The organism is Blautia sp. aa_0143, assembly GCF_004167315.1.
Taxonomy (GTDB): domain Bacteria; phylum Bacillota; class Clostridia; order Lachnospirales; family Lachnospiraceae; genus Blautia_A; species Blautia_A fusiformis.
The window spans coordinates 32,686-56,800 of record NZ_RCXU01000022.1 but is presented as its reverse complement, the minus strand read 5'-3'; the positions used below and the strand labels follow the sequence as shown (position 1 = coordinate 56,800).

Below are 24,115 nucleotides of genomic sequence, written 5' to 3'. Positions count from 1 at the left end.
ATGACTCATAATTCATTAATCGCCAAAACTGATTCCGATCTGTTTGGCTGCTTTTACAAGCTGATCCTTTGGAGATACCATCTTCAGCTTGCCTGCGCATTCAGCAAGAGGAACCCTCTTGATCTTGCCGTTGATGACACCGATCATAACACCGTATTCCTCATCCATGATCGCCTGCGCTGCACCGGCACCGATCCTTGTGGAAAGAACGCGGTCATATGCACATGGCTCTCCGCCTCGCTGCATATGTCCCGGAACTGTGATACGTACCTCACTTCCGGTCACCTGCTGGATCTGGTCTGCGATCTCATAGGATACAGACGGATATTTCTTCGCTCTTTCCGCAAGCTTTTCTTTGTATTTTTTCTTCGGAAGCTCTGCATCTTCTTTTGAGATAGCTCCCTCAGCTACTGCAAGAATGGTAAAACGCTTGCCTGCCTTGTTACGCTTCTGGATGGCTTCTACAACCTTATTGATATCATATGGGATCTCCGGGATCAGGATCACATCTGCTCCGCCTGCAACACCGGCATTCAGTGTAAGGCTTCCGACCTTATGTCCCATGATCTCAACAATAAATACACGTCCATGAGATGCAGCTGTTGTATGGATGCAGTCAATGGCATTTGTTGCGATCTCCAGAGCGCTCTGGAAGCCAAAGGTCATATCTGTACCCCAGATATCATTATCAATGGTCTTCGGAAGATGGATGATATTCAGGCCTTCCTCGCGGAGAAGATTGGCGGTTTTCTGCGTTCCGTTTCCGCCGAGGATCACAAGACAGTCAAGACAGAGCTTATAGTAAGTCTGTTTCATGGCCTCAACCTTGTCCAGTCCCTTCTCATCCGGAACCCGCATCAGTTTGAATGGCTGTCTGGATGTTCCGAGAATAGTTCCGCCCTGAGTCAGGATTCCGGAAAAGTCCCTGGCTGTAAGCATACGGTATTTCCCGTAGATCAGTCCCTTATATCCGTCATCAAATCCATAAACCTCAAGGTTCTCAACGCTGTTGCTCAGACCCTTTACAACGCCTCTCATGGTTGCGTTCAGTGCCTGACAGTCACCACCGCTTGTCAGCAGACCGATTCTTTTAATCATAGCGTCCTCCATTCTATGCCCTCTTATGTGCACATTTTATTTGTTGCTGTCTGCATATAAGACAGATATTCCACCTGACGTATTTCTGCAGAACAACTACTGTATCCTCTCTTTTCACAGAGTTTTACACAATATAATATTATAAAGCATTTTCAGGCAGTGTACAATAGCCAAAAAAGCACGAAAACAGCGAGTGTATTGATTGACTTTACCTGTATCTCATCGTAAAATAAAATTATCAGTAACTTTCGTATGTTTACAGAAAATTTTTACCAGGAAAGGAGCGTCCTATGAAAAAAATCCTCAAAAAACTATCCTGCGCTTTATTAGCCGCAGCCATGGTATGCGCCATGACTCCTCTCGCCGCCAGTGCAGCGATCAATTATTCCAAAACCCGGATCGTTTATATGCCCACATCCGGAAAGGACTTGGGATACGATGAGATCTCGATCAGCAATATTCCTGCTAAACAGAACATTCTCAAATCCAATGTTAAAGTGGTCAGCGGCGGTTCTGTGATCGCACTGGACTCCTTCGGTTCCAGCAGCTTCAAAAGTACCACGGAGGCTTTCCGCAAGGGTGCAAAACCGTACACTCACTCCGATCATTTCTACAATATCGGTTTTGCCGTTAAAAAGCCCGGAACTGGAAAGATTTCCTTCAAGGTCGGAAACAAAACCTATACTTCCACCATCAAGGTGCTTCGTTATGTCAACCCGTTGAAATCCGTCTCCATCACAGGTGTAAAAGGCAATCTTGCCGGAAAATTCAAAAGCTCCGGCCATAACGCCTTTCGTTACGCCAACAAGGCACAGAAGAATGCTGTCATGAAATGCACCGCTGCAAATGGCTGGAAGATCACAGGCGTTTCTTTCAACAACAACCGGACCCATACACAGTATAGTACCAATTACAACGCCCCTAACAGCGGGGCTTCTTCTTCCACGCTCCGTATCGGAAATCTTTCCGCGAAGCAGTCCGCCTATATCAGCTTCACCCTTCGCAACACCAAAAACGGGGCGGTACAGTACTGTACACTTAATATGAACTGATTTATTTCGGTCTGTACCTTGACAAATCCGGTTTCAGAGTCTATAATTAAATTCCGCGCAGCCGGGGAGATAGCGGTGCCCTGTACCTGCAATCCGCTACAGCAGGGGTGATGCCAATCTGAGGCTTGTATCTTGCAGAGCAGCCCTTTATAAGTGGCGTTGACGTCTGGGTCTTACGCAACAGGAATCTGTGAACCGTGTCAGGGCAGGAATGCAGCAGCACTAAGCAGAAGCTCTTGTGTGCCGTGAGGGTGCCTGGGCTGAGTTAACTGTAAAGGTAACGTCTGTGAGACCATTCCGAGGTGCGGCGCGCGTAAAAAAGGTTATAATATATGATCTCTATATAAACAGCATTCCCGCCGGGTCCGTCATTTATGACTGATCCGGCGGGATTTTTTGTGCTATTATTTTATTTACAATATCCGGCAACTACCTGATTAATCAGCTTGCCGTCTGCCTTTCCCTTCAGATCTCCCATAACTGCCTTCATGATCTGGCCTTTATTTCCTGTTGCCAGAACATCTGCAAATTTCTCCTCGATATAAGCCTTGATCTCTGCTTCATCCATCTGCTTCGGAGCATATTTCGCAATGATATCATATCTTGCCTGATACTCCTCTTTCAGATCTGTACGTTCTGCAGGGCAGGTGTCGATCTGCTCTTTTGCTGTTTTCAGCTCTTTCAGGATAACTTTGTCTACAAGCTCTCCTTTGATGTCATCACGGCATCCCTTATCAATGGCAGCTTTTTTTACTGCTGCGATCAGTGCGGAAACTGCTTCCTTTGTTACCTTATCTTTGGCCTTCATTGCTGCTACCATGTCTTTTCTTAAAGCTTCAAGTTCCATTTTTTGTTCCTCCATTTTCTGTCGTTCCTGTATCAACGACTTTCGTTTGACCTGAATGGATTTTCTGTCTGTAATAGTGAAATCCATTTATGATTTTATTTTGATATTTTCACAGGATTCTGTCAAGAGTAAATCTCCCGGGATTTTTCGTTCTGTTCCGCTCTCTCTGACTGTGTCTGCCCGGCAAGGCGCTCTGCTTCCTGCTTCTTCAGGATTTTTGCCTGCTTCTTTTTCTCCCGCAGTTCCCTGAAAAATGTGGAAAGCATTTCGGAGCATTCCTCTTCCAATATCCCTTCTGTGATCTTTACCTGATGATTAAAGCCTTCGATCTGAAGAAGATTCATCACAGATCCGGCACAGCCTGCTTTCGGGTTCATACAGCCGATCACCACCTCATCGATCCTGGATTGTACCAGTGCACCGGAACACATCTGACAAGGCTCCAGCGTTACATACATGGTGCATCCCTCCAGACGCCAGTCTCCCAGCTTTTTACTTGCCCTTCGGATAGCATTAAGCTCTGCATGGGATAAGGTATTTTTATCTGTATTGCGGCGATTGTAGCCTCTGGCTATGATCTTTCCCTCATGCACGATCACGCAGCCGATCGGCACTTCCTCCAATGCACGGGCCTTTTTTGCCTGGCGGATCGCCTCTTTCATAAAACGTTCCTGATCTGTCACGTTTTTACTCCTCCTGTAACTTCACATTCCGGAAAAAGCTCCGGGATCCTATCTTGTTCATACTAAGACTGCTCTCAGCCTTCTGTCCGTTCGATTATAGCTTTTCCGGTATTTCATGTCAATCTGCTGCAAAACAGATATTCGCACACAGCCAAAAACGCCACAGAAATTTCCACACTAATTTCTGCAGCGTTTTCTTATTGTATGACAGAAAAACGCAGACAACGGAAGCTCTCGCGAACTCCATTGTCTGCGTCAATGAATGCATTATATCTGCTTTTTTCCGGAAAGTCAAGCAGCCAGATTATTTGTGAAGTGACTCACCATTGGTAGCGATCACATCTTTATACCAATAGAAGGATTTTTTCTTATAACAGTTCAGTGTACCTGTTCCATCGTCGTTGCGGTCCACGTAGATGTAGCCGTAGCGTTTTTTCAGCTCTGCTGTAGATGCACTGACAAGGTCAATGCAGCCCCAGGAGGTGTAGCCCATAAATTATATGTTTTTTTCTTCCATGAGCAAGTCCCCATCTCTGCTTACTGCTTTTCGCAACTCCGCAGGAAACTTACTTGATTCGGTTAAAAAGGCTTGCAGCTTTTTTCGGGGGAGAGTATGCTTGTAGTATCATAAATAAGAGAAACAAGGGGATTTTCCTATGAAAATATGTGGCTTTAACAAAACAACCCTGCTGGATTATCCGGGAAGGGTAGCCTGTACCATATTCTTAGGCGGCTGCAACTTCCGCTGCCCATTCTGCCAGAATGGAGCTCTTGTCGTGGAGCCTGACACCCAGCCTGAATATTCCCAGGAGGAAATCCTGGCTTTTCTAAAAAAAAGAAAGGGGATTCTCGATGGCGTCTGTATTTCCGGCGGTGAACCCACACTTGCACCGGAGCTGCCGGAATTTCTCAGCAGGATCAGGGAGCTGGGCTATGATGTGAAGCTCGATACCAACGGTTCCCGCCCCTCCGTGGTAAAAAATCTCGCAGCAGCTGACCTGATCAACAAGGTTGCCATGGATATCAAGGCCTGTCCTTCCAACTATCATGTGCTTACCGGTGTACATGCTGATCTGGATGGGATCCGGGAAACTGCCGGATGGCTGCTGGACGGACACCTTGATTATGAATTTCGTACAACAGTTGTGAGGGAACTTCATTCCGAAAAAGATTTTCAGGAGATCAGCCGGTGGTTAAACGGTGCAAAAGCTTATTATCTCCAAGCTTACCGGGATTCCGACGGAGTTCTGATACCGGGATTCTCTGCCTGCTCCGAGGAAGAAATGAAAAACTACCGGGATATCCTGTCTCAGACGATCCCGGTAGTAGAAATTCGTGGTATGGAGCTGTGATCTGCAGATTTGCAAAACTGTTTGCTTATATGGATGCCAAAATTTTTCTGATCAGATGTTAATAAAACAGTACCAGTATCCTCCCTTTCCGCCTGGGATATGAATATCCGGACATTCCTTAAAGTAGGGAAAGCCAAACATATTGGCCATAAACCGTTCCTGCTGGCTGTATCCACCGGGTACTCCCAGTATGTACTGTCCCCGGGGATTTCTGCACAGCAGAAGATGGCCGAAATTCTGATATCCGTACATGACAAAACGGTTGCTGCAGAAGCAGCCGTTTTTTCTGCATAAGGCACTGCAGTCCGATGGTCTGATCTTGCGGCAGTCTGTGAAATAGCCGTCGTTAAAGGGATCATCACAGGGTATTCCCGGAAGTGGACGCGATGGCTCCGGTCGCGATGGTTTCGGCGGATGCGGTGACGGCTGGCCTGGCCGTGGTAGTTTCGGCGGATGCGGTGACGGCTGGCCTGGCCGTGGTAGTTCCGGCGGATGCGGTGATGGCTGGCCTGGTCGCGGTGGCTCCGGCGGATGCGGACCGGGAGCCTGATATGAATTTCCGGTTTCCGATGTCTTTAATACATCCTCCTGAATCTCCTCCACCGTCATGATCCTGTCTGACTCCTTCTGATTTTCCTGCACTTCTGGCAAGGTTCCATCTTTTTGATTTTCTTCTTCCTTTTCTTCCCGCTCTCTGCCTTTTTTCTCCGCCGCCTTCTGATATTCCGTTCCTGTTTTCTCCGTTTCCTTCCGAGGTTCCGTTTCTTTTTTCTTCCACTCGCGGAAATTCTCCGGCCGGATCGGCTGATCATCCCATTCCGTTCCCCAGAATCCGCCGGCATCGGAGATCAGAAGCAGTCCTCCAAGCTCCTGAAGACTTTTTCCCATGCCTCCAATATCCCCTGTATCCGTCTCCAGTGCGCACTCGATCCGTTCCCGCCCGGTAACACAGCTTCCGATCAAAATACCATCCATCAACCCTTCCTGCCGCACAAACCCATACACTCTGCACCGACTTCCAGGCTCCAGTCCAACGCAGCGCAGATGAACCTCCACACGGCATTTCCTATCTCTAGCCTCCACCCTCACATAACCGCTGCTGCCATCTTTTTTTCCTTTCCGATACTCGTACACATACGCAACAAAACGCTGATATCCAGCCAACGCACGTCCCTCCGGTATTTCGGTTTCGTTAATATATATGAAGATCGAGAGAAATCATTCCATCAACTGAAAAAAGCTCCAGGATGTACAAACATAAAAAAGAACCCCTCAACCAAGGGATTCTCAAGCTGTTAGTCGAAGCGACAGGATTTGAACCTGCGACCTCTGCGTCCCGAACGCAGCGCTCTACCAAACTGAGCCACGCTTCGTTATTCTGTTTCAGTTGTTTGTGTGTTGCTCAACTGCAAGAGCTATTATATTAGAGTTTCTGTACTTTGTCAATAGAAAAAATTAAAATTTTTCAAAAAAATCGAATTTTTTCTTTTTTCCTGCTTCGGGCGTGCATTTTTGCAGACCCGAAGCAGTTTTGGGAAAGGTTCTTTATAACATATCAAATATATTCAGGTGAAATATGTGCTTATTTCACTGTAACTGTTACCTTTTTTGTGATTCCGTTGCTGCTTACATAGATAACAGCTTTTCCTTTTTTCACACCTTTAACAACACCTTTGCTGCTTACAGTAGCAACTTTTGTATTGCTGCTTCTGTAGGTGATCTTTGCCTTTGAAGTAGCAGCTGCCTTGATGGCTGTTGTTTTCTTTGCTTTTACACTTACAGCTGTTTTGGATGTGATCTTCAGGCTGCCTTTTTTCACTGTGATCTTGCAGGTTGCTTTGTAGCTTCCGCATTTTACTGTAATTGTAGCTGTTCCTGCTTTTTTTGCTATTACTTTTCCGCCTGCGCTTACCACTGCAACGGATTTATTACTGCTTGTATAAGTAACTTTTCCGCTAACGCCTGTTTTTTTCACTGTGATCTGGCTTGTTCCACCCACAAATACAGTTTTCGCTGAAGCCGAAGCTTTTACAGACGGCTTCTTAACTGTAATTTTGCAGGTTGCTTTATAATTTCCGCATTTCGCTGTGATCACAGCTGTTCCTGCCGCCTTTGCAGTTACCTTTCCATTTGCGGCTACAGCTACAACAGATGGTTTACTGCTTGTATAGGTTACTTTTCCGGTAACACCTGCGGTCGTTGCTTTCAGCGTCACTATAGCCGGAGATCCTTTTACATAAAGCGTCTTCGCTGATGCATTCAGTTTTACAGATGGCGTTTTTACAGTAAGCTTGTACTGTGCAGTTTTTCCTGCTGCAGATGTTGCTGTGATCACGGCTGTTCCTGCTGCTTTTGCAGTTACTTTTCCGTTCTCGTCCACAGATGCAACCGTTTCATTATCGGAAGCGTATGTTACATCCTTGCAATTTTCGCCTGCTGCTTCAAGCTGTCTGGAGCTTCCGATATAAAGAACTCCTGAATTTTCTTTAAAAGCAATTGTTCCATACACCAGCTGAACAGAAACATCCGCGTGATCATCACTGGAGACTCTTACTGTATAGGTTTCATTTTCCGGTCTCGCCACAGTAGAATCCAAAGCAACCACTCCATCTGCGGCTACACCATCCTGTACAAGATATGTTGTCTGTGAATCATGTCCGACACCTGTTGTATAGAAAACAGATACCTTCGGATTTTTGTATTTATCAAGATTTGCAAGCTTTACATGGGTGCTGTCCGTAAATTCCGGAGAAACATCCATCTCTTCTGTTGCCTGCGGTTTGATATAAATACCATCTGCAAATTCATATACATACGCACCGTCTGACATAATATACGTGATCCTGTTTACGGTTTTTCCTTCAAGACCTGCATCTTTTGCAAACGCAGCCTTATATACCTTCACCCACATCTCGTTCATATGACGCATACCATATTTTCCGCCATCTGTTGTTTCCAGGATCATTCCCTGGATCCCGGAGTTAACTGCAAAACCAGCATCACTCTTTGTGTCGCGGAGATATTTTGTGCTGGTTTCTTTTACTTTGATCTCATAATCTCCCCAACGAGAAGATGTATTGAGTGTTGCCTCCGCATCTGTCACAGTTGCCTTTACATTAAATTTTGTAGCACTGTATGTTCCATCTGCATTCAATGTTTTATACTGCCCAGGCTCTACCGTCGGAGTACGTCCAAGGGTGATCCCTGCTGCTTCTATATATGCTCCGCTTTCCGGAAGTTCTCCCGCTTCTGAAAGGATCCGCGCCTCTACATACGTTTTTGCATCTGTAGCTACACTAACCTTTTTTACTCCTGCGATCTCATATCCATTTTCTGTCAGATTCTGAACATCTGCATTTCCGAAAGCAGTGCTTTTTCTGGTTGTGGCAGATGTAACGGAATCATATTTGCGGCTCGTTGCATCTCCCGCATAAAATTCCTCGTATGACAGAGATGCCGTACCGTAAAGTATTCCTGTCAGTGCCTGATGTCCATTTGCCGCCTTATAATAAATATCTGTTCCCGGGATCTGTGTATATCCATCCAACGCTCCCTTTACCCAGTAATAGGAAACATTGGAAACCGTGATCGGCTGGCCTGTCAGTGTGATATTTTTTGTCATATCCACATAATTGTCGCTTGAGATCATAACCGTGTAGATCTCATCCCCGGCCCTGGCTACACTGCTGTCAAAGGTTACCACCCCGTTCTCTGCCACTGCATGATCTACAACATATGTTGTCTTTTTACCATGACCACTTCCTGTTGTGTAGTATACGGAAACCTTAGGATTTTCATATTTGTCAAGGCCATCTACTTTAACCTGAGTTGTATTTTCTTTTACAAAAGCCGCCTGTACCTTCATTCCTGCTTCAGGCTGTTTTTTCACAAGAGGAGCTTTGTCTCCGAACTCATATACATAGGAACCGTCCGGAGTAATATAAGTCACCTTTGATATTTTTTCCCCGATAAGCCCGGATCCTGCTGAAAACGCAAGTTCGTAGGGCTGTACCCAGATTTCATAGGTATGACGAAGTCCTACCTTCTTGCCACTGGCAGTTTCAAGGATCACTCCCAGTGTATTTCCGCCTACAGCAAAATCACCCTGTCTGGAATTGCGGAGATATTTTGTGCCGGCTTCTTTTACCACCAGCATGTAATCACCCCAGATCGATGGTGCCTGAATCTGGGTGGATGCATCTGTGACCGTTGCTTTTACATCGAATTTTGTTGCACTATATGTTCCGTCTGTATTCAGAGTTTTATACTGTCCTGTTTCCTGTGACGGTGCTTCATTCAGCGTAATATCTGCTGCCTCTGTATAGACACCCTCTCTCGGAAGCTTGGAAGCAGCTTTCAGCGCCTGTGCATCTACATAGGTTTCCGCGTCCACTGCAACACTTACATTCTTCACACCCTGGATCTGATATCCGGAAGAAGTCACCTCTGTGCTGTCCTCATTAGCAAAAATCTGATTTTTACTCGTTGTTGCCGAAGTGATAGCGTCATAGCTCTCCTGAGTGGTATCCCCGGCATAAAATTCCGAATAACTTAAAGTTGTCGTTCCGTACAGTTTTCCGTTCAGAGCGGTCTGTCCATCTGCCACTTTTACATAAACGCCTGTTGTTCCTATCTGTGTATATCCCTCTGCCGGCTGCATGGACCAGAGATATTTCACTCCTGCAACAGTGATCTCAGAAGCATCCTGAAGAACCTCGCCTGCTTCTGCCATAAATGCTTCTCCATCACCGAATGCCTCTTCTGTATCCTCCTGGATCTGCGGTTCCTCTTCCTGTTGAATCTCTTCTGCTGAAATTTCTGCTACTTCTTCCTGAATAGCTTCTGCATCACTTTCTTCCGGCTCTTCCGACTGAATATCAGCTTCACCAACTTCCAGCTGGTCCTGGGAAACCGACTCCTGATCCTCGTTCTCTCCTTCTTCCTGTGCTGTCTCTCCTTGTGTTTCTTCTGACACGTCACTAAAAACTTCCGCCTCAGACGCCATTGCCGTTACCGGCACTCCTGACGCGATCACCGCTGAACTCAGAACGAGTGCAGCTGACTTCTTAAAAAGCTTCCACTTATGCATACCTGTCCTCCTCTTTGTCTTTTATATTACACGACTTTATACCAGATCATGACCTTACAGCTGCTCTGGTTAATTGAAATTTCTTCTGCAGAATATTCAACATATGTCAGTTTCCGCAGAAGTGCTCTGTCAAGCACACTTTAGTTTGTCCAAACTAACATATCGTCATTTTATCAATGCTTAAATTATTTGTCTATACATATCTGGCAAAAAAGCCTCGCGGTTATTGTTGTTTTTTTCTCAACTAAAAATTGTTTTCAAAATATTTATATTATTATCTGATATTTCAAATAAAAAAAGTATATATTCCAAGACATCATTTCAGGAAATGCAACAGCCATTGCCATTTCCTCCGGCATTCTCAGATCATATACTTTTTTATATTTCTATATTTTTGCTTTCTTTTATGCCCAGCGGCTCTTCTGTTCTTCGCAGATGCTGTTCCACTGGCAGTTTCCACAGATTTCCTTACGTTTATCCGTCGCAAGGATTTTTTCCTGGACTTTTTTTGTAAATTCGCTGAAGTGCAATGTCTGTCCGGCCTTCAGTCCACATTTTTCCAGCACGGCATTGTCATACTCTGCCACTTTATCTCCGGCTTCACAATGTCCGCCCAGATTATTCGGACAGGCAGAGCAGATCTCATCCGTATCCACATGAAGCCTTATTTTCTTTCCCTCCAGAAAAATCTTCAGCATCTCGGCCATATGTGCAGTAAAACCGTTACTGTAGCCTTCCCCCTTAAAATACGCCAGGCACATACCATGATGAGGGCGCAGAGGAATGACTATTTCCTCTGTGCCCTCATCAGAAGCATATGCCGCAGCACTGCTTTTATCTTGCATATTTACGTACCTTTCCTGATAAAACATAAGCCAGTGCGATCTTGATAAGATCCGGAATGATAAACGGGAACACACACCAGCCAAGAACTGCCATAAGGCCTACCGGACCTGTGCTTCTTGTGTAGGCAAACATAAACCATGCGGTTCCAAAGGCATAGCATACGATCAGTCCAACGATCATGGAAATGATCTGAACAACCGGCTTTCTGCCAAAAACGTGCTCAATTGCCCACATAACAAGTGCGGAAAAGATAAATCCAATGATATATCCACCTGCATTTCCGAGAAGAGCTCCAATGCCTCCGGAAAATCCTGCAAAAACCGGAACTCCTACTGCTCCAAGAAGAACGTAAACCAGAACTGCCAGAGTTCCTCTTTTTCCTCCAAGCACACCAACTGCCATAAATACTCCGAATGTCTGCAGAGTAAACGGTACCTGTGCCGGAATGGAAATCCATGAGCAAACTGCCATCACTACTGCAAAAACTGCACTGTAAACAAGATCATACGTCTTGCTTCTGCCTGCTGCCACTGTTGTCATAATAATCTGTATCCTTTCTTTCCTTTTCTGCTTTTCCTGTCGGAAGATCATTCCTGTCCTTTATAAATGATATCCGCTCTTTCGCTGTTAACAATTTAACACAGCAGGATTTGAATGTCAACTTAATTTTATTTTTTAAGTTTACATTTTACAATGCCGTTTACTACTATGTAAACCTGCCATTTACAAATGATATTGTCAATTTTCACTTTCAAATTCCCCTCTCTGATGCTATACTGAAACCAATGAGTTTTCAGCAAAAAGGGGGATTTTTCCACATGGATATACACGATATTCATAACATCAGCACCAACTGCACACGTACTGAATTTGTAGGGACCGCAGTCCTTGACACAATCGGACTCGTGATCTCCGGAGTTGATGATTCTCTGCTTAAAAAGATGAACGTAGGTACCCAATACCACTGTCTGGGGCTTTTCAGTTCCCGAACAGGCGCTGCCGGCCAGATCACAGCTATTGACGATGCAGTAAAAGCCACAAATACAGAAGTCCTTTCCATTGAACTTCCAAGAGACACCAAGGGCTGGGGTGGTCACGGAAACTATATCGTCCTTGGCGGAAATGATGTATCCGACGTGCGTCACGCCATTTCTCTGGCTCTGGAACTGACTAACAAATATGCAGGTGAGGTCTACATCAGCGAATCCGGCCACCTGGAGTTTGCTTTTTCCGCAAGTGCAGGTCCTGCTATCCATAAAGCCTTCGGCACACCTCTGGGTGAAGCATTTGGTTTCATGGCAGGTTCTCCGGCTGCTATCGGTCTTGTGATGGCAGATAATGCCGTGAAATCCGCAGCAGTATCCATTACACAATATATGACTCCGAATATCGGTACCAGTCATTCCAATGAAGTGATCATCGCCATCTCCGGTGATGCCAGTGCTGTAAAAGCTGCTGTACTGGAAGGCCGTCAGACAGGCCTTGAGCTTCTCATCGGTATGGGAACCTATCCGGAGATCCCGGGTACGCCGTATCTGTAAAATCTCCGGATTGCAGGAAATTTGTGAATTTCCACACACTACACTTCACGAAACACATATCTGCGTCATGTATACAAAAGCAGCGCTGCAAGGATCAGCATACGATCCTGCAGCGCTGTATTTCTCTTAAATATTCTCCTATGGATTTTTCCGGATCAGCCCACCTGATATACATCTGCAGACTGAAGTCCGAAGCTTAATGCCTCAGAATGGCTTCCACAATAGATATCCACATGTCCGTAAGGAGTTCCCAGATCCTCTACCGTATAAACAGTGCCGTTGATCAGAAGCTTGGTCCCAAACGGAACACCTGCCATAGCAACGGTACGTCCTGCTGTCGGAACTGTTCCGCTGGCGGTAAGATTGCCGGCTGTACCGCAGCACTGTGCACAGTTGCAGTATGCGGTCAGTGTAAAGTTTCCAAGATATGTTCCCTGACTGGAAGAACCGGAATCGGACGTATCCGCAGAGGCATCTTCCGTCTCCTCGGAAGCTGTCTCATCATTGGAAACCTCCTCAGAAACCTCCTCCTGGGAGCTGTCCTCGGAAACATCTTCGGAACTTCCGGACTGTACATCATCCGCTTCCTCTTCCTCCTCTACAACAATGTCTGTACTTGTAGAGCTACTGGAAGACTCGGTTGTATCCTCCTCCGGATCATAGCCATAATCATCGTCAGAATCAGCCTCTTCACTGTCCTCGTTATCCTGATCGGCTTCTTCCTGGGCTGCCGCTTCTGCTGCCTGTCTCTCAGCCTCTGCTGCCGCTTCAGCCTTAGCTTTCTCTTCTGCAGCCTTCTCCGCCTCTGCCTGCTGTACCAGAGCGGTAATACTGCTGTCTGCATTACTGATATCTGCCATCAGCTGCTGAGCCTCTTCCTGGCTGGCGCTGATCTGGTTTACATAAGAGTTAATATCATCGCTTGTGCTGGAAGCCATGGACTGCACTTCCTGCTGTTTAGCTGCACGCTCCGTCATCAGATCATCGATCTCTGCGGACTCCGTCTCAACCTTTTTCTCATTCTCCTGGATATTCTTCTGAAGACTCACATATTTATCCAGCATGTCTCTGTCGTATGTAGAAATCTGTATCGCATTCTCCGCGCGATTGAGGAATTCTGCAAGGCTTTCGGAAGAAAGCAGTGTCTCCAGTGCGGAAGTTCCGGCATTTTCATACATATATGCGATTCGAAGCTTCATGGATTCATACTGATCTGCAGAAGCTTTCTTTGCTTTTTTCAGTTCTTTTTTTACTTTATTTAATTCATCTTCCTTCTCAGCAGCCTGGATACTAAGCTCAGAAATGCTGTTGGTAAGATCCTCATACTGTGCGTTTAAATCAGCCAGATAGCTCTCCAGCTCCTGCTTCTTGCTCTCCAGTGTGCCGATGCTGCTCTGTACCTGCGCAAGACCCTCCTCAGCGGCCTGTTTCTCCGCCTGTGCCTCTGCGATCGCAGCGTCTGTACCTGATGCATATACGGTGCTTCCCATGGAAAGGGTCAGCATACCTGTAAGCAGTAATGTGAAAACTTTTCTATTCTTCATATAAACACCTTTCGTCCTTTCATGGATTCTAGTATAACACATTTTTCATAAAAAGCAATAATTTTATTTTATTTCTGTAACAAATACGTAATAATTTAAATTTTTATGAACTGAAAAGCGTTTTTTTGTTTTCCGGAGCATAAAAAAACTGCCCTCTCACAGATTTATCTGTAAAACGGCAGTTTTTATTCTATGCTGTTTCAATCCAAAGATCATCAGCTACGAGAATACTTCTCTGATGTAATCCCCCCTGAAGCTACTTCTCTTACTCCGCAGCCTCCATAAGAACCTCATTCTCAGCTTCCTCAGCCATTACTTCCTGATACTTGTCCAGGATGATCGTCTGGATCTGCTCTCTTGTTGCTGAATTGATCGGATGTGCGATGTCACGATATTCACCGTCGCTTGCCTTACGGCTTGGCATTGCGATGAACAGCCCCTTCTCACCTTCGATCACCTTGATGTCATGTACCACAAACTCATCATCTATTGTGACAGACACAACGGCCTTCATTTTCCCTTCTTTTGCTACCTTCCTCACACGTACATCTGTAATATTCATTGCTACTTGCCCCTTTCATTTCGCTAACCGTATCTGCGGAAAACTGATCTTCCGCATTTATAATACGTAGCGTTCGTTTTTCTCTACGACGATCTTCACTTCTCCTTCTTCGCCGCAGTAATATGAATTCGCCCGGATGGTATCCCGGCTCTCAACAATGCAATTCTCAATATGCGTATTATCTCCAAGATATACGTCATTAAGGATCACAGAGTTTTTGATCACACAGTTATTTCCTACAAATACATCACGGAACAGAACAGAATTCTCCACGGTTCCGTTGATGATACATCCGCTGGACACCAGACTGTTCTTCACAGTTGCACCCGGATTGTACTTAGCAGGAGGTACATCTGCGATCTTGGTTTTGATCGCCGGCTCCTGTTTGAAGAAATAGTTCCGGATCTCCGGTTTCAGGAAATCCATATTTGTCTGATAATAAGCCTCTGCAGTAGAGATATTATTCCAGTAGTTATCGATCTTATATCCGTAAATCCTCTTCAGATTTTTGTAACGGATAAGAATATCATTTACAAAATCATGCCTTCCTTCCTGGGCAGCACGCTCGATCAGTTCGATCAGCTGCCTTCTTCGGATGACATAGATACCAGTAGATACCGTATTATAGGAGGAAACGATCGGTTTCTCCTCAAATTCCTCGATCCGACAGTCCTCATTCATGCGAAGAACACCAAATCTCTCAACCTGGCTCTGATCCTTGCATGTAGTACATACAACGGTAACATCTGCCCGCTTTGCGATATGATACTCCAGGACTTTATTGTAATCCAGCTTGTAGATTCCATCGCCGGAAGCGATCACCGCATAGGGTTCATGACTGTTCTTTAAAAAGCTCAGGTTCTGATAGATCGCATCTGCAGTACCCTGATACCATAAGCTGTTATCTCTGGTAATGGTTGGAGTAAAGACATAAAGTCCTCCCTGTTTTCTTCCGAAATCCCACCATTTGGATGAACTTAAATGCTCATTAAGGGAACGGGCATTATACTGTGTCAGCACAGCAACCTTCTGGATATGTGAATTTGCCATGTTGCTGAGGGCAAAGTCGATCGCGCGGTAACTTCCTGCAATAGGCATTGCCGCGATTGCTCTTTTGTTTGATAATTCTCTCATGCGGTTATTATTACCGCCTGCCAAAATAATACCTATCGCTCTCATTCTTTCCCACCGTCCTTTGCTGCAATTACCTGGCCGGCTGCCAGTTCTCCGTCAGGGTAGTCTTCTTTTGTTGTAACACCGGCGATAGCGGTATTCTTACCGATTTTGACACTGTCCGGAATCACGCTGTTTTCGCCGATAGCCACAAGTCCAAAGGAATATACAGCCGGTTTCAGAACATTCGGTACCTCCTCGCCGCATCCGATCACAACATTATTTCCGATGACAACATCTTCTGCCACGATGGCTTTATCCATAACAACGTTCTCACCAACTGCTGTATTCTTCATGATAATAGAATCACGGATCACACTGCCCTTGCCGATGATAACATTCGGACCGATCACTGAATTATGTACTTCACCATAGATTTCTGTTCCCTCACCGATGATACACTTGTCCACAACTGCATCTGCGGAAATATACTGTGGCGGGATCACATCTCCCTTGGTGTAGATCCTCCAGAATTCCTCATAAAGATTAAACTCCGGAATGATATCGATCAGCTCCATATTTGCTTCCCAGTAAGAACCAAGAGTTCCTACATCTTTCCAGTAGCCGTTGTACTCATAAGCAAAAAGGCGCTGCCCCTTCTCTTTACAGTACGGAAGGATATGTTTACCGAAGTCACAGCCATTCTGATCCTTCAGGGCGATCAGTGCTTCCTTCAGAACCGGCCATGAGAAAATATAGATACCCATGGATGCAAGATTGCTGCTTGGATGCTCCGGCTTCTCCTCAAACTCAGTAATACGGCTGCTCTCATCAGTAACCATAATACCAAAACGGCTGGCTTCCTCAATGGGAACCGGCATACACGCGATCGTAATATCTGCCTTGTTCGCCTTGTGGAAATCCAGCATCACTTCGTAATCCATCTTATAGATATGGTCACCGGAAAGGATCAGTACATAATCCGGGTTATACTGCTCCATATAAGCCAGATTCTGATAGATCGCATTGGCAGTTCCTGTGTACCATTCACTGCTTGTGCTCTTCTCATACGGAGGAAGGACTGTGACACCGCCTTCATTGCGGTCAAGATCCCACGGAATACCGATACCGATATGTGTATTCAGGCGGAGAGGCTGGTACTGTGTCAGCACACCCACCGTGTCAATTCCCGAGTTAATACAATTGCTCAGTGGAAAATCGATGATACGATATTTACCACCAAAAGCGACTGCCGGCTTTGCAACCTTTTCTGTCAAAACTCCTAACCTGCTGCCTTGCCCACCGGCCAAGAGCATGGCAATCATCTCTTTCTTAATCATGCGATCACCTCTTGTATGTTATGATTATTCCATTATAGCATACTTCACTGTATTAGTGAACATTTTTTACAATTATTTTAGCTGTATTTTACTTTTTTTATCGCTATTGTATATTATAAATTGGTAAGACTCATCATTTTTTTCATTTCTCTGGTAATTTTCAACATTTTTCGATGTTATTTTCTGGTTACTTTTATATTCCGGAAAAAACCGCTTTTTTAGCCAAAAGAACCACTTTTCAATTGTTTCTGTTGGCGTTATAATAAAACAGACAAAAGAGCTACGAAAATAACATATATATAAGGAGATTATTATGTATCAGATAGACTTTCATAAACCGCTCCATATTCATTTCATCGGGATCGGAGGCATCAGCATGAGCGGCCTTGCCGAGATCCTTCTGGAAGAAAATTTCCGGATTTCCGGTTCCGATGCCAAATCCAGCCCGCTGACCCGCACACTGGAAGAACGTGGCGCTGTGATCTATTACGGACAGCGCGCTTCCAACATCAAGGATGATGTAGATGTGGTTGTCTATACAGCAGCGATCCACCCGGACAACCCGGAATTTGCCTGTGCGAAAGAAAAAGGGCTTCCAATGCTCACCCGCGCAGAGCTTCTGGGACAGATCATGCGGAACTACGATACACCGATCGCAATTTCCGGAACCCACGGAAAAACCACTACTACTTCCATGGTTTCCCATATCCTTCTTGAGGGTGAATGTGATCCTACCATCAGTGTTGGCGGAATCCTTCCTGCTATCCACGGAAACATCCGCGTTGGAAATTCTGAGACCTTTATCACAGAGGCATGCGAATACACCAACAGCTTTTTAAGCTTCTTCCCTAAGATCAGTGTGATCCTGAACATGGATGCCGATCATCTGGATTTCTTCAAGGACATCGATGACATCCGCCATTCCTTCCGGAAATTTGCAGAGCTTCTCCCTGCTGACGGCACTCTGATCATCAACGCCGACACACCGGAGTATGAGACGATCACCCGGGAGCTTCCATGCAATGTTCTTACCTATGGTCTGGAGCACGATGCCGATTACACCGCAGCAGACATTACCTGGGATAAATACGGACATCCTTCCTTCTCCGTTCTCTTCCGTGGCAAAAAGATCGGCAGCTATTATCTGCGTGTACCGGGTATCCACAACGTATCCAATGCACTGGCCGCCATTGCCGTAGGACGCCTTCTGGACCTTCCGGATGATGTGATCGTCAAAGGTCTCGGAAGCTTTACCGGTACAGACCGTCGTTTCCAGTATAAAGGTGAGATCGGCGGTATTACCATCATTGATGATTACGCGCATCATCCAACCGAGATCGAGGCAACCCTTCATGCTGCAAAGAATTATCCGCATCAGAAGGTATGGTGTGTATTCCAGCCTCATACCTACACACGTACCAAAGCTCTTCTTCCGGAATTTGCAAAAGCGCTGACTCTGGCCGATCATGTTGTACTGGCTGATATTTATGCCGCACGTGAAACAGACAATCTTGGTATTTCTTCCCAGGATCTCCAGAAACAGATCCAGGAACTTGGAACCCCCTGCGAATATTTCCCGACTTTTGATGAGATCGAGAGCTTCCTCTTAAAAAGTTGTGCACATGGTGATTTGTTGATAACTATGGGCGCCGGAGACGTTGTAAATATTGGAGAACACCTTCTCGGAAAATAATTATCCACATTATCCACATGCTTATGCACATTTCAGACGTGCCTGGCATGTGGATTTTTTTGTGTATAACCTACTTGACATAATTCAACAGCCAAATTCAACAAATACCGCATTTTTCTTACAAAATTAAGGTTTTTGTTAGTTGCTAATAATGTTATCCTCGAAGTTTTCCACACTATCCACATTTTCCACATGGAAATTGGTGCACAACTTCTGTGAAAATAGACTATTCTCAAGTAAAAGCGGTTGTGCTATAATCCTTTTTAGCATGGCGGACTTCGGGATATCACCTGAAATATCTGCTGTATTTTAGAAAGGGAGCTGCTGATCATGAGCCTGATTTCACTTCAGAATTCCTCTGAACTGGAGGTAACGATTCTTTCCAATCGCTTTATTGACAATTTCATGCCTCGTGCCAACGGGGAGTTCGTAAAGGTATATATCTACCTTCTCCGGATGGTATCTGCCGCTCCTTCTTCTTTCAGCCTGGAGCATATGGCAGACAGCCTTTTCTGCACGGAAAGAGATATTTCCCGTGCGCTGAAATACTGGGAAGGTGAGAAACTGATCGCATTAACCTATACTGCAGATCAGAAGCTTTCCGGGATCACTTTGCTGGAACCCTTTGCGGATACCGGTCAGAGAGAGAGCAGCGCTTCCGTGGATACTTTCACCGGTTCCGGCAATTCTGCTTCCGTTTCCGGGAACACGGATCCGGGAGTCCCAAGCTCCGCTGATTACATTCTCAGTCTCACTCCTGACCGGATCAGAGAACTTAAGCAAAACGAAGAGATCAGTCAGCTTCTCTATATCACAGAGCAGTATCTGACCAAAACACTGACGCCTACAGAAATGCAGAAGATCCTTTTTTTCTATGATGAACTCCATATGTCTGCGGATCTCATCGAATATCTGGTGGAATACTGTGTTTCCAGAGGCCGCAAGAGTATGCGTTATATTGAAACTGTTGCACTCGCCTGGGCAAAAGACGGCATCACCACCGTCGAGATGGCCCGGGATGCCAGCTCCCGTTTTTCCAAGGATTATTACACGATCCTGAAGGCTATGGGGATCAGCGGCCGCAATCCTGTTGATAACGAGATCACTTACATTGATACCTGGCGCAAGACCTACGGTTTTGATCTGGAGCTGATCCAGGAAGCCTGCAGCCGTACTGTCCTTTCCACCGGACAGCCCAGTTTCCAATATGCAGATAAGATCCTCTCCGGCTGGAAAAAGAAAAACGTACATACGCTGGAGGATATCCGGCTTCTGGATGCCGCACACAAAAAACGCCAGCTTGAGAAATCCGTTTCCAGGAAGAAGCAGCCCCAGACTCAGCCTCAGAATAGCAACCGCTTCAATAATTTCCACCAGCGTGATTATGATTTTGCGGAATATGAGAAACGTCTTTTAAATAATCAGTAACAGAACCTGGAAGGAGCGCTTTATGCCTTTACAGAATTTTCAATATGATACTATAATGAGAGAATACAGCCGCCGGCAGGCACAGAACCACCGTATTCTGGAGGAGCACACAGCCGAAGCCTACGGAAAGATTCCCCGTCTGAAAGAGATCGATGATGAGGTGGCAACTTTAAGTGCTGACAAAGTCCGTCGCCTTTTAAACGGCGAAGAAAAGGGAACTTCGGATCTGAAGGCAGCCATCCAGGAGCTTTCCGATGAACGGATCACCCTTCTTGTTGCAAACGGCTTTCCCGGAGACTATCTGGAGATGCCTTACACCTGCCCTGACTGTCAGGATACCGGCTATATCGGCAGCCGAAAATGCACCTGTTTTAAAAAAGCTGAGATCGAACTGCTTTATGCACAGTCCAATCTGAATGAAATTCTCGAAAAAGAGAATTTTGACAGCTTTTCATTTGACTATTATTCTGCTACAATAAAAAACGAAGCCACGGGACTGTCTGCCCTGGAAACAGCCAGACGGGCCTATGACACTGCACAGCGCTTTGTGCAGAACTTCGACCATAAATTTGAAAACCTGTTTTTATATGGTGATACCGGTGTGGGAAAAACCTTTCTTTCACACTGCATCGCCCGAGAGCTTCTCAGATCCACCCACTGTGTCCTGTACTTTTCCGCCTACGATCTTTTTGATATGATGGCTGCGAATTCTTTTTCCCGAAAAGATACCGGCACAGACGAGGAACTGATCTATGACTGTGATCTTCTGATCATTGATGACCTGGGAACGGAGCTTACCAACAGTTTCGTATCTTCACAGCTTTTTCTCTGTCTCAATGAGCGGATCATGCGCAGGAAATCCACGATCATTTCCACGAATCTGACGCTCAAAAATTTCTCGGATACCTATTCCGAGAGAACATTTTCCCGAATTGCCAGCAACTATCAGATGATATCGTTGATCGGGAAGGACATCCGTATACAGAAAATATTTTTAGGAGGAAATTAAAATGGCACAGGTAAATACAAAAGATTTTTCCACACTCCCGGTAGGAAGACTTGGACTGATTCCCCTTCAGAGCTGCAGCTCATTAGGCGCGAAGGTGAATGACTGGCTGGTCAAATGGCGTGCCGAAAGACAGTATCCTGGAATGGACTCCTTTGCATTCGAGGGATACAAGCGCGATTCTTACATTATTGACGCCAAGACTCCACGTTTCGGCTCCGGTGAGGGTAAATGCACCATCAACGAATCTGTCCGCGGTGATGATATCTACGTAATGGTAGATGTGACAAATTACAGCTTATCCTATCCGATCGGACCTTACACGAATCTTATGTCCCCGGATGATCATTTCCAGGATATGAAGCGTGTTATCGCCGCTGTAGGCGGAAAAGCCCGCAGAGTCAACGTGATCATGCCATATCTCTATGAGAGTCGCCAGGACAAACGTGTCGGAAGAGAGTCTCTTGACTGTGCCAATGCACTTCATGAGCTGATCGATATGGGTGTTGAGAATATCATCACCTTTGATGCACATGATTCCCGTGTACAGAATGCGACTCCTCTTCATGGTTTTGAGACTGTACAGCCATCCTACCAGTTCATCAAGGCTCTTCTTAATAATGAAAAGGGACTTCATATCGACAAGGATCATTTCATGACGATCAGCCCGGACGAAGGAAGCATGAACCGTGCGATCTATCTCGCCAATGTCCTCGGTGTTGATATGGGTATGTACTATAAACGTCTGGATTACTCAAGATATGTAAACGGCCGTCATCCGATCGCAGCATATGAATTCCTCGGACCAAAGATCGAGGGCAAGGATATGATCCTGATCGATGATATGATCTCCTCCGGTGATACGATCATTAAGATCGCGTCTCTCCTGAAAGAGAAAGGAGCAGGCAGAGTTTACATCTGCTCTACCTTCGGATTCTTTACCGATGGTCTTGATAAATTTGACGATGCTTACAAGAAGGGCTACTTCGACAAGCTCCTTACTACTAACCTGGTTTATCAGTCACCGGAGCTTCTTGAGAAGCCATACTACATCAGCTGCGATATGAGCAAATATATTGCTCTGATCATTGATACGCTGAACCATGATACCTCTGTCAGCCACCTTCTGAATCCGGTAGACAGAATCAAACGCTGCGTAACAAATTACATGAGCCAGCATGAGAAATAAATAAATCATAACGCACGCAAAGCGGCTGCACCTTCTGAGAACGATATAACAGTCTCTCAGAAAGCGCAGCCGCTTTATATTTCTGTAACAGACGGATATCCATGATCCGCATCTGCTATCTGCTTTGCTTTTGATCTTTATGCTGAAATCTTCCTGCAAAAGCTCACATAGGAAGCTTCTGATAGGGAATCCTCTCTTTATCCAGGATCTCCATTTCTCTTTTATGGCAGGTACTTATGATCACTTGTCTGTTTTCTTTATGCAGCCACCTGAGAGCCGCTGCAAGACGTTCTTCATCATACATGCCAAATACATCATCCAGGATCACAGGGAACGGTTCCTCTTTGCAGAAAAGCTCTCCTGCTGCCATACGAAGGGCAAAATAGATCTGCTCCAGTGTCCCGCGGCTCAGTCTCTCAATGGATACGATACGCTCCCCTGTGTTCACAGACATATGCAGTGCCTCATCCATCAGAACCTCCTGGTATCTGCCACCGGTGATCTCACTTAATATCTCAGATGTACGTTTTTTCAGACGGACCCCTACCTGATCCGTAATGTTTCCGGAAAGTGCCTCAATCGTCTCCATAGCCATATTCAGCGCCTGGATCTCCGTTTCCTCCGGAGTGATCACTTCTGTGTTTTCTTCACATTCCGTCAACTCTGCCTGCAGGTTCTCCAGCGCTGTATGCTTCTCTTCGTAGTCACTGTCCAGACTGTTCCGGTTCCAGGTCAGCTCCTCATGTCTGGAATGCCAGCGCTCTCTCTGACGTTCTCTCTTATTCAGCTCCCTGCTGAGCCGTATGCGAAAAAACAATGCCGCTACAGAAATCGCCGCAGTTGCCACGCCTGCCAGAACACTGAAAATGACCTGCCCGGAAAAAGCTGCCAGGCAGCCGGTACCGACAATCCCACCAAGCAGCACAACTGCCAGAACTGCATCTGTCAGCTCCCGTCTTCTTTTTACACGATCGATCCGAAGCTCAAGAAGATCCTCTGTACTCCGTTCTCTGGTCCCTATGTTCATCCCGTCCTGCTGCTGCATGATCCGATCACGCTTCTCATCCAGTTCACGGATCTCTCTGCGGATATATTCCATGTTTGCGGAAATCTTTTCTTTTTCCTTTTCCAGCTCCTTTTTTCGCCGGGCCGCTTCTGTCAGATATCCTTTTCTGGACATTTTCAGCATCTGCATGGCTCGTCCCATGTCAATGGAACTGTCACCGGTTCCCTGATAGCTGGCCATGTAATTCTGCAGTTCACGTACGAGATCTTTTCCTGTAACGCTTTTCAGCTGTGCCACAGACACCGTATTATCATAAACTGCCTCACTTACATTTCCCAGAATAGTCCCAAGAGCTCCCTGTTCCGCATCCACAAGACTGCCATCATCTTCACAGAGAAGCTCTCCCAACTTCTTTTCTTTATAAAAATTCCTGGTAAGACGATACTTCTTCCCCTTGCTTGTGAACCACATGATCCCACCATATTCTGCCGGATTTTCCCATGGTTCATATTTTGTATATGTATCGTTCAGAGCAGCCTTTCCCCGCAGTCTGCGAACGCCGTAAAACATGGAGCGGATAAATGTATGTGTGGTAGTTTTTCCACTCTCATTTTCACCGTAAAGTACGTTGATCCCAGGTGAAAGCTCCATATCCTTGTCCCGGATCTTCCCGAAATTTTTTATTTTTAAACGTCTGATAACCATCTTATGCTATCCTCCTGTGCT

19 protein-coding genes, 1 tRNA gene, 1 other RNA gene and 1 pseudogene are annotated in these 24,115 nt (G+C 45.7%); 8 read left to right on the top strand and 14 right to left on the bottom strand.

Annotated features, from left to right (window positions below; genetic code table 11):
* Positions 1-15 precede the first annotated feature (15 nt).
* Complete coding sequence (locus EAI83_RS12210; RefSeq protein WP_021977972.1) at positions 16-1,098, bottom strand: 6-phosphofructokinase; 1,083 nt, start codon at positions 1,096-1,098, stop codon at positions 16-18.
* A gap of 290 nt (positions 1,099-1,388) precedes the next feature.
* Between EAI83_RS12210 and EAI83_RS12205 the strand changes: the two genes are divergently transcribed.
* Together EAI83_RS12205 and ffs are read left to right on the top strand one after the other, a co-directional pair.
* A complete protein-coding gene (locus EAI83_RS12205; protein WP_059086189.1) occupies positions 1,389-2,150 on the top strand; it encodes a hypothetical protein in 762 nt (253 codons plus the stop codon).
* A gap of 53 nt (positions 2,151-2,203) precedes the next feature.
* An RNA gene (gene ffs, locus EAI83_RS12200) (signal recognition particle sRNA large type) lies at positions 2,204-2,465 on the top strand.
* 94 nt (positions 2,466-2,559) lie between these two features.
* Here ffs and EAI83_RS12195 read toward each other — a convergent pair.
* The 3 genes and pseudogenes from EAI83_RS12195 to EAI83_RS12185 form a co-directional block, all read right to left on the bottom strand.
* The gene (locus EAI83_RS12195) at positions 2,560-2,997 is read right to left on the bottom strand and encodes a GatB/YqeY domain-containing protein (RefSeq protein WP_129975521.1); all 438 of its coding nucleotides are present in this window, start codon (positions 2,995-2,997) and stop codon (positions 2,560-2,562) included.
* Positions 2,998-3,119: 122 nt separating this feature from the next.
* Positions 3,120-3,680 (bottom strand): tRNA adenosine(34) deaminase TadA, encoded by a 561-nt coding sequence (tadA, locus tag EAI83_RS12190; RefSeq protein ID WP_243113491.1) that lies wholly within the window; start codon positions 3,678-3,680, stop codon positions 3,120-3,122.
* 304 nt (positions 3,681-3,984) lie between these two features.
* Positions 3,985-4,173: pseudogene (locus EAI83_RS12185) on the bottom strand (family 1 glycosylhydrolase); the annotation flags it as partial.
* 163 nt (positions 4,174-4,336) lie between these two features.
* Here EAI83_RS12185 and EAI83_RS12180 point away from each other — a divergent pair.
* Positions 4,337-5,032, top strand: a complete 696-nt coding sequence (locus EAI83_RS12180) for an anaerobic ribonucleoside-triphosphate reductase activating protein (RefSeq protein ID WP_129975518.1) — start codon at positions 4,337-4,339, stop codon at positions 5,030-5,032.
* 51 nt (positions 5,033-5,083) lie between these two features.
* Here the strand turns inward: EAI83_RS12180 and EAI83_RS12175 are convergent, their stop codons facing one another.
* The 5 genes from EAI83_RS12175 to EAI83_RS12155 all read right to left on the bottom strand — a co-directional run bounded on the left by EAI83_RS12175 (position 5,084) and on the right by EAI83_RS12155 (position 11,507).
* Positions 5,084-6,196 carry a DUF6128 domain-containing protein gene (locus EAI83_RS12175; RefSeq protein ID WP_129975516.1) on the bottom strand — a complete coding sequence of 371 codons (1,113 nt, stop codon included), beginning with the start codon at positions 6,194-6,196 and terminating at the stop codon, positions 5,084-5,086.
* 135 nt (positions 6,197-6,331) lie between these two features.
* Positions 6,332-6,405 (bottom strand) — tRNA-Pro (locus EAI83_RS12170).
* 209 nt (positions 6,406-6,614) lie between these two features.
* Positions 6,615-10,121 carry an Ig-like domain-containing protein gene (locus EAI83_RS12165; RefSeq protein ID WP_129975514.1) on the bottom strand — a complete coding sequence of 1,169 codons (3,507 nt, stop codon included), beginning with the start codon at positions 10,119-10,121 and terminating at the stop codon, positions 6,615-6,617.
* Positions 10,122-10,525: 404 nt separating this feature from the next.
* A complete protein-coding gene (locus EAI83_RS12160; RefSeq protein ID WP_129975512.1) occupies positions 10,526-10,966 on the bottom strand; it encodes a DUF1284 domain-containing protein in 441 nt (146 codons plus the stop codon).
* Complete coding sequence (locus EAI83_RS12155) at positions 10,956-11,507, bottom strand: biotin transporter BioY (protein WP_059086926.1); 552 nt, start codon at positions 11,505-11,507, stop codon at positions 10,956-10,958. The genes EAI83_RS12160 and EAI83_RS12155 overlap by 11 nt, the downstream gene beginning before the upstream one ends.
* A gap of 278 nt (positions 11,508-11,785) precedes the next feature.
* Between EAI83_RS12155 and pduB the strand changes: the two genes are divergently transcribed.
* On the top strand, positions 11,786-12,508 hold the full coding sequence (pduB, locus tag EAI83_RS12150; protein ID WP_015525654.1) for a microcompartment protein PduB: 723 nt from the start codon (positions 11,786-11,788) through the stop codon (positions 12,506-12,508).
* 155 nt (positions 12,509-12,663) lie between these two features.
* Here pduB and EAI83_RS12145 read toward each other — a convergent pair whose 3' ends face one another.
* The 4 genes from EAI83_RS12145 to EAI83_RS12130 all read right to left on the bottom strand — a co-directional run bounded on the left by EAI83_RS12145 (position 12,664) and on the right by EAI83_RS12130 (position 17,067).
* Positions 12,664-14,052, bottom strand: coding sequence for a PcsB-like coiled-coil domain-containing protein (locus tag EAI83_RS12145; RefSeq protein ID WP_021652858.1), 1,389 nt, complete (start codon positions 14,050-14,052; stop codon positions 12,664-12,666).
* A gap of 265 nt (positions 14,053-14,317) precedes the next feature.
* Entirely contained in the window at positions 14,318-14,614 is a 297-nt protein-coding gene (gene spoVG, locus EAI83_RS12140; RefSeq protein WP_015525652.1) for a septation regulator SpoVG, read from the bottom strand.
* A gap of 57 nt (positions 14,615-14,671) precedes the next feature.
* Positions 14,672-15,793, bottom strand: a complete 1,122-nt coding sequence (gene glgD, locus EAI83_RS12135; protein WP_021652857.1) for a glucose-1-phosphate adenylyltransferase subunit GlgD — start codon at positions 15,791-15,793, stop codon at positions 14,672-14,674.
* Entirely contained in the window at positions 15,790-17,067 is a 1,278-nt protein-coding gene (locus EAI83_RS12130) for a glucose-1-phosphate adenylyltransferase (RefSeq protein WP_015525650.1), read from the bottom strand. The genes glgD and EAI83_RS12130 overlap by 4 nt, the downstream gene beginning before the upstream one ends.
* A 313-nt stretch (positions 17,068-17,380) precedes the next feature.
* Between EAI83_RS12130 and murC the strand changes: the two genes are divergently transcribed.
* The 4 genes from murC (at position 17,381) to EAI83_RS12110 (ending at position 22,383) form a co-directional block, all read left to right on the top strand.
* Positions 17,381-18,760 (top strand): UDP-N-acetylmuramate--L-alanine ligase, encoded by a 1,380-nt coding sequence (murC, locus tag EAI83_RS12125; RefSeq protein WP_129975509.1) that lies wholly within the window; start codon positions 17,381-17,383, stop codon positions 18,758-18,760.
* A 330-nt stretch (positions 18,761-19,090) separates the two neighbouring features.
* The gene (locus tag EAI83_RS12120; RefSeq protein ID WP_118752415.1) at positions 19,091-20,188 is read left to right on the top strand and encodes a DnaD domain protein; all 1,098 of its coding nucleotides are present in this window, start codon (positions 19,091-19,093) and stop codon (positions 20,186-20,188) included.
* 22 nt (positions 20,189-20,210) lie between these two features.
* Entirely contained in the window at positions 20,211-21,197 is a 987-nt protein-coding gene (locus tag EAI83_RS12115; RefSeq protein WP_015525647.1) for an ATP-binding protein, read from the top strand.
* Position 21,198: 1 nt separating this feature from the next.
* Positions 21,199-22,383 (top strand): ribose-phosphate pyrophosphokinase, encoded by a 1,185-nt coding sequence (locus EAI83_RS12110; RefSeq protein WP_015525646.1) that lies wholly within the window; start codon positions 21,199-21,201, stop codon positions 22,381-22,383.
* A 163-nt stretch (positions 22,384-22,546) separates the two neighbouring features.
* Here the strand turns inward: EAI83_RS12110 and EAI83_RS12105 are convergent, their stop codons facing one another.
* On the bottom strand, positions 22,547-24,094 hold the full coding sequence (locus tag EAI83_RS12105; protein WP_110102762.1) for an ATP-binding protein: 1,548 nt from the start codon (positions 24,092-24,094) through the stop codon (positions 22,547-22,549).
* Positions 24,095-24,115: the final 21 nt, after the last annotated feature.

What these genes read in the sequence shown, in the direction of transcription:
- EAI83_RS12210 (WP_021977972.1), bottom strand. Translation starts at nt 1,098, where the DNA reads ATGATTAAAAGAATCGGTCTGCTGACAAGCGGTGGTGACTGTCAGGCA.
- EAI83_RS12205 (WP_059086189.1), top strand. Translation starts at nt 1,389, where the DNA reads ATGAAAAAAATCCTCAAAAAACTATCCTGCGCTTTATTAGCCGCAGCC.
- EAI83_RS12195 (WP_129975521.1), bottom strand. Translation starts at nt 2,997, where the DNA reads ATGGAACTTGAAGCTTTAAGAAAAGACATGGTAGCAGCAATGAAGGCC.
- EAI83_RS12180 (WP_129975518.1), top strand. Translation starts at nt 4,337, where the DNA reads ATGAAAATATGTGGCTTTAACAAAACAACCCTGCTGGATTATCCGGGA.
- EAI83_RS12165 (WP_129975514.1), bottom strand. Translation starts at nt 10,121, where the DNA reads ATGCATAAGTGGAAGCTTTTTAAGAAGTCAGCTGCACTCGTTCTGAGT.
- EAI83_RS12160 (WP_129975512.1), bottom strand. Translation starts at nt 10,966, where the DNA reads ATGCAAGATAAAAGCAGTGCTGCGGCATATGCTTCTGATGAGGGCACA.
- EAI83_RS12155 (WP_059086926.1), bottom strand. Translation starts at nt 11,507, where the DNA reads ATGACAACAGTGGCAGCAGGCAGAAGCAAGACGTATGATCTTGTTTAC.
- pduB (WP_015525654.1), top strand. Translation starts at nt 11,786, where the DNA reads ATGGATATACACGATATTCATAACATCAGCACCAACTGCACACGTACT.
- EAI83_RS12145 (WP_021652858.1), bottom strand. Translation starts at nt 14,052, where the DNA reads ATGAAGAATAGAAAAGTTTTCACATTACTGCTTACAGGTATGCTGACC.
- spoVG (WP_015525652.1), bottom strand. Translation starts at nt 14,614, where the DNA reads ATGAATATTACAGATGTACGTGTGAGGAAGGTAGCAAAAGAAGGGAAA.
- glgD (WP_021652857.1), bottom strand. Translation starts at nt 15,793, where the DNA reads ATGAGAGCGATAGGTATTATTTTGGCAGGCGGTAATAATAACCGCATG.
- EAI83_RS12130 (WP_015525650.1), bottom strand. Translation starts at nt 17,067, where the DNA reads ATGATTAAGAAAGAGATGATTGCCATGCTCTTGGCCGGTGGGCAAGGC.
- murC (WP_129975509.1), top strand. Translation starts at nt 17,381, where the DNA reads ATGTATCAGATAGACTTTCATAAACCGCTCCATATTCATTTCATCGGG.
- EAI83_RS12120 (WP_118752415.1), top strand. Translation starts at nt 19,091, where the DNA reads ATGAGCCTGATTTCACTTCAGAATTCCTCTGAACTGGAGGTAACGATT.
- EAI83_RS12115 (WP_015525647.1), top strand. Translation starts at nt 20,211, where the DNA reads ATGCCTTTACAGAATTTTCAATATGATACTATAATGAGAGAATACAGC.
- EAI83_RS12110 (WP_015525646.1), top strand. Translation starts at nt 21,199, where the DNA reads ATGGCACAGGTAAATACAAAAGATTTTTCCACACTCCCGGTAGGAAGA.
- EAI83_RS12105 (WP_110102762.1), bottom strand. Translation starts at nt 24,094, where the DNA reads ATGGTTATCAGACGTTTAAAAATAAAAAATTTCGGGAAGATCCGGGAC.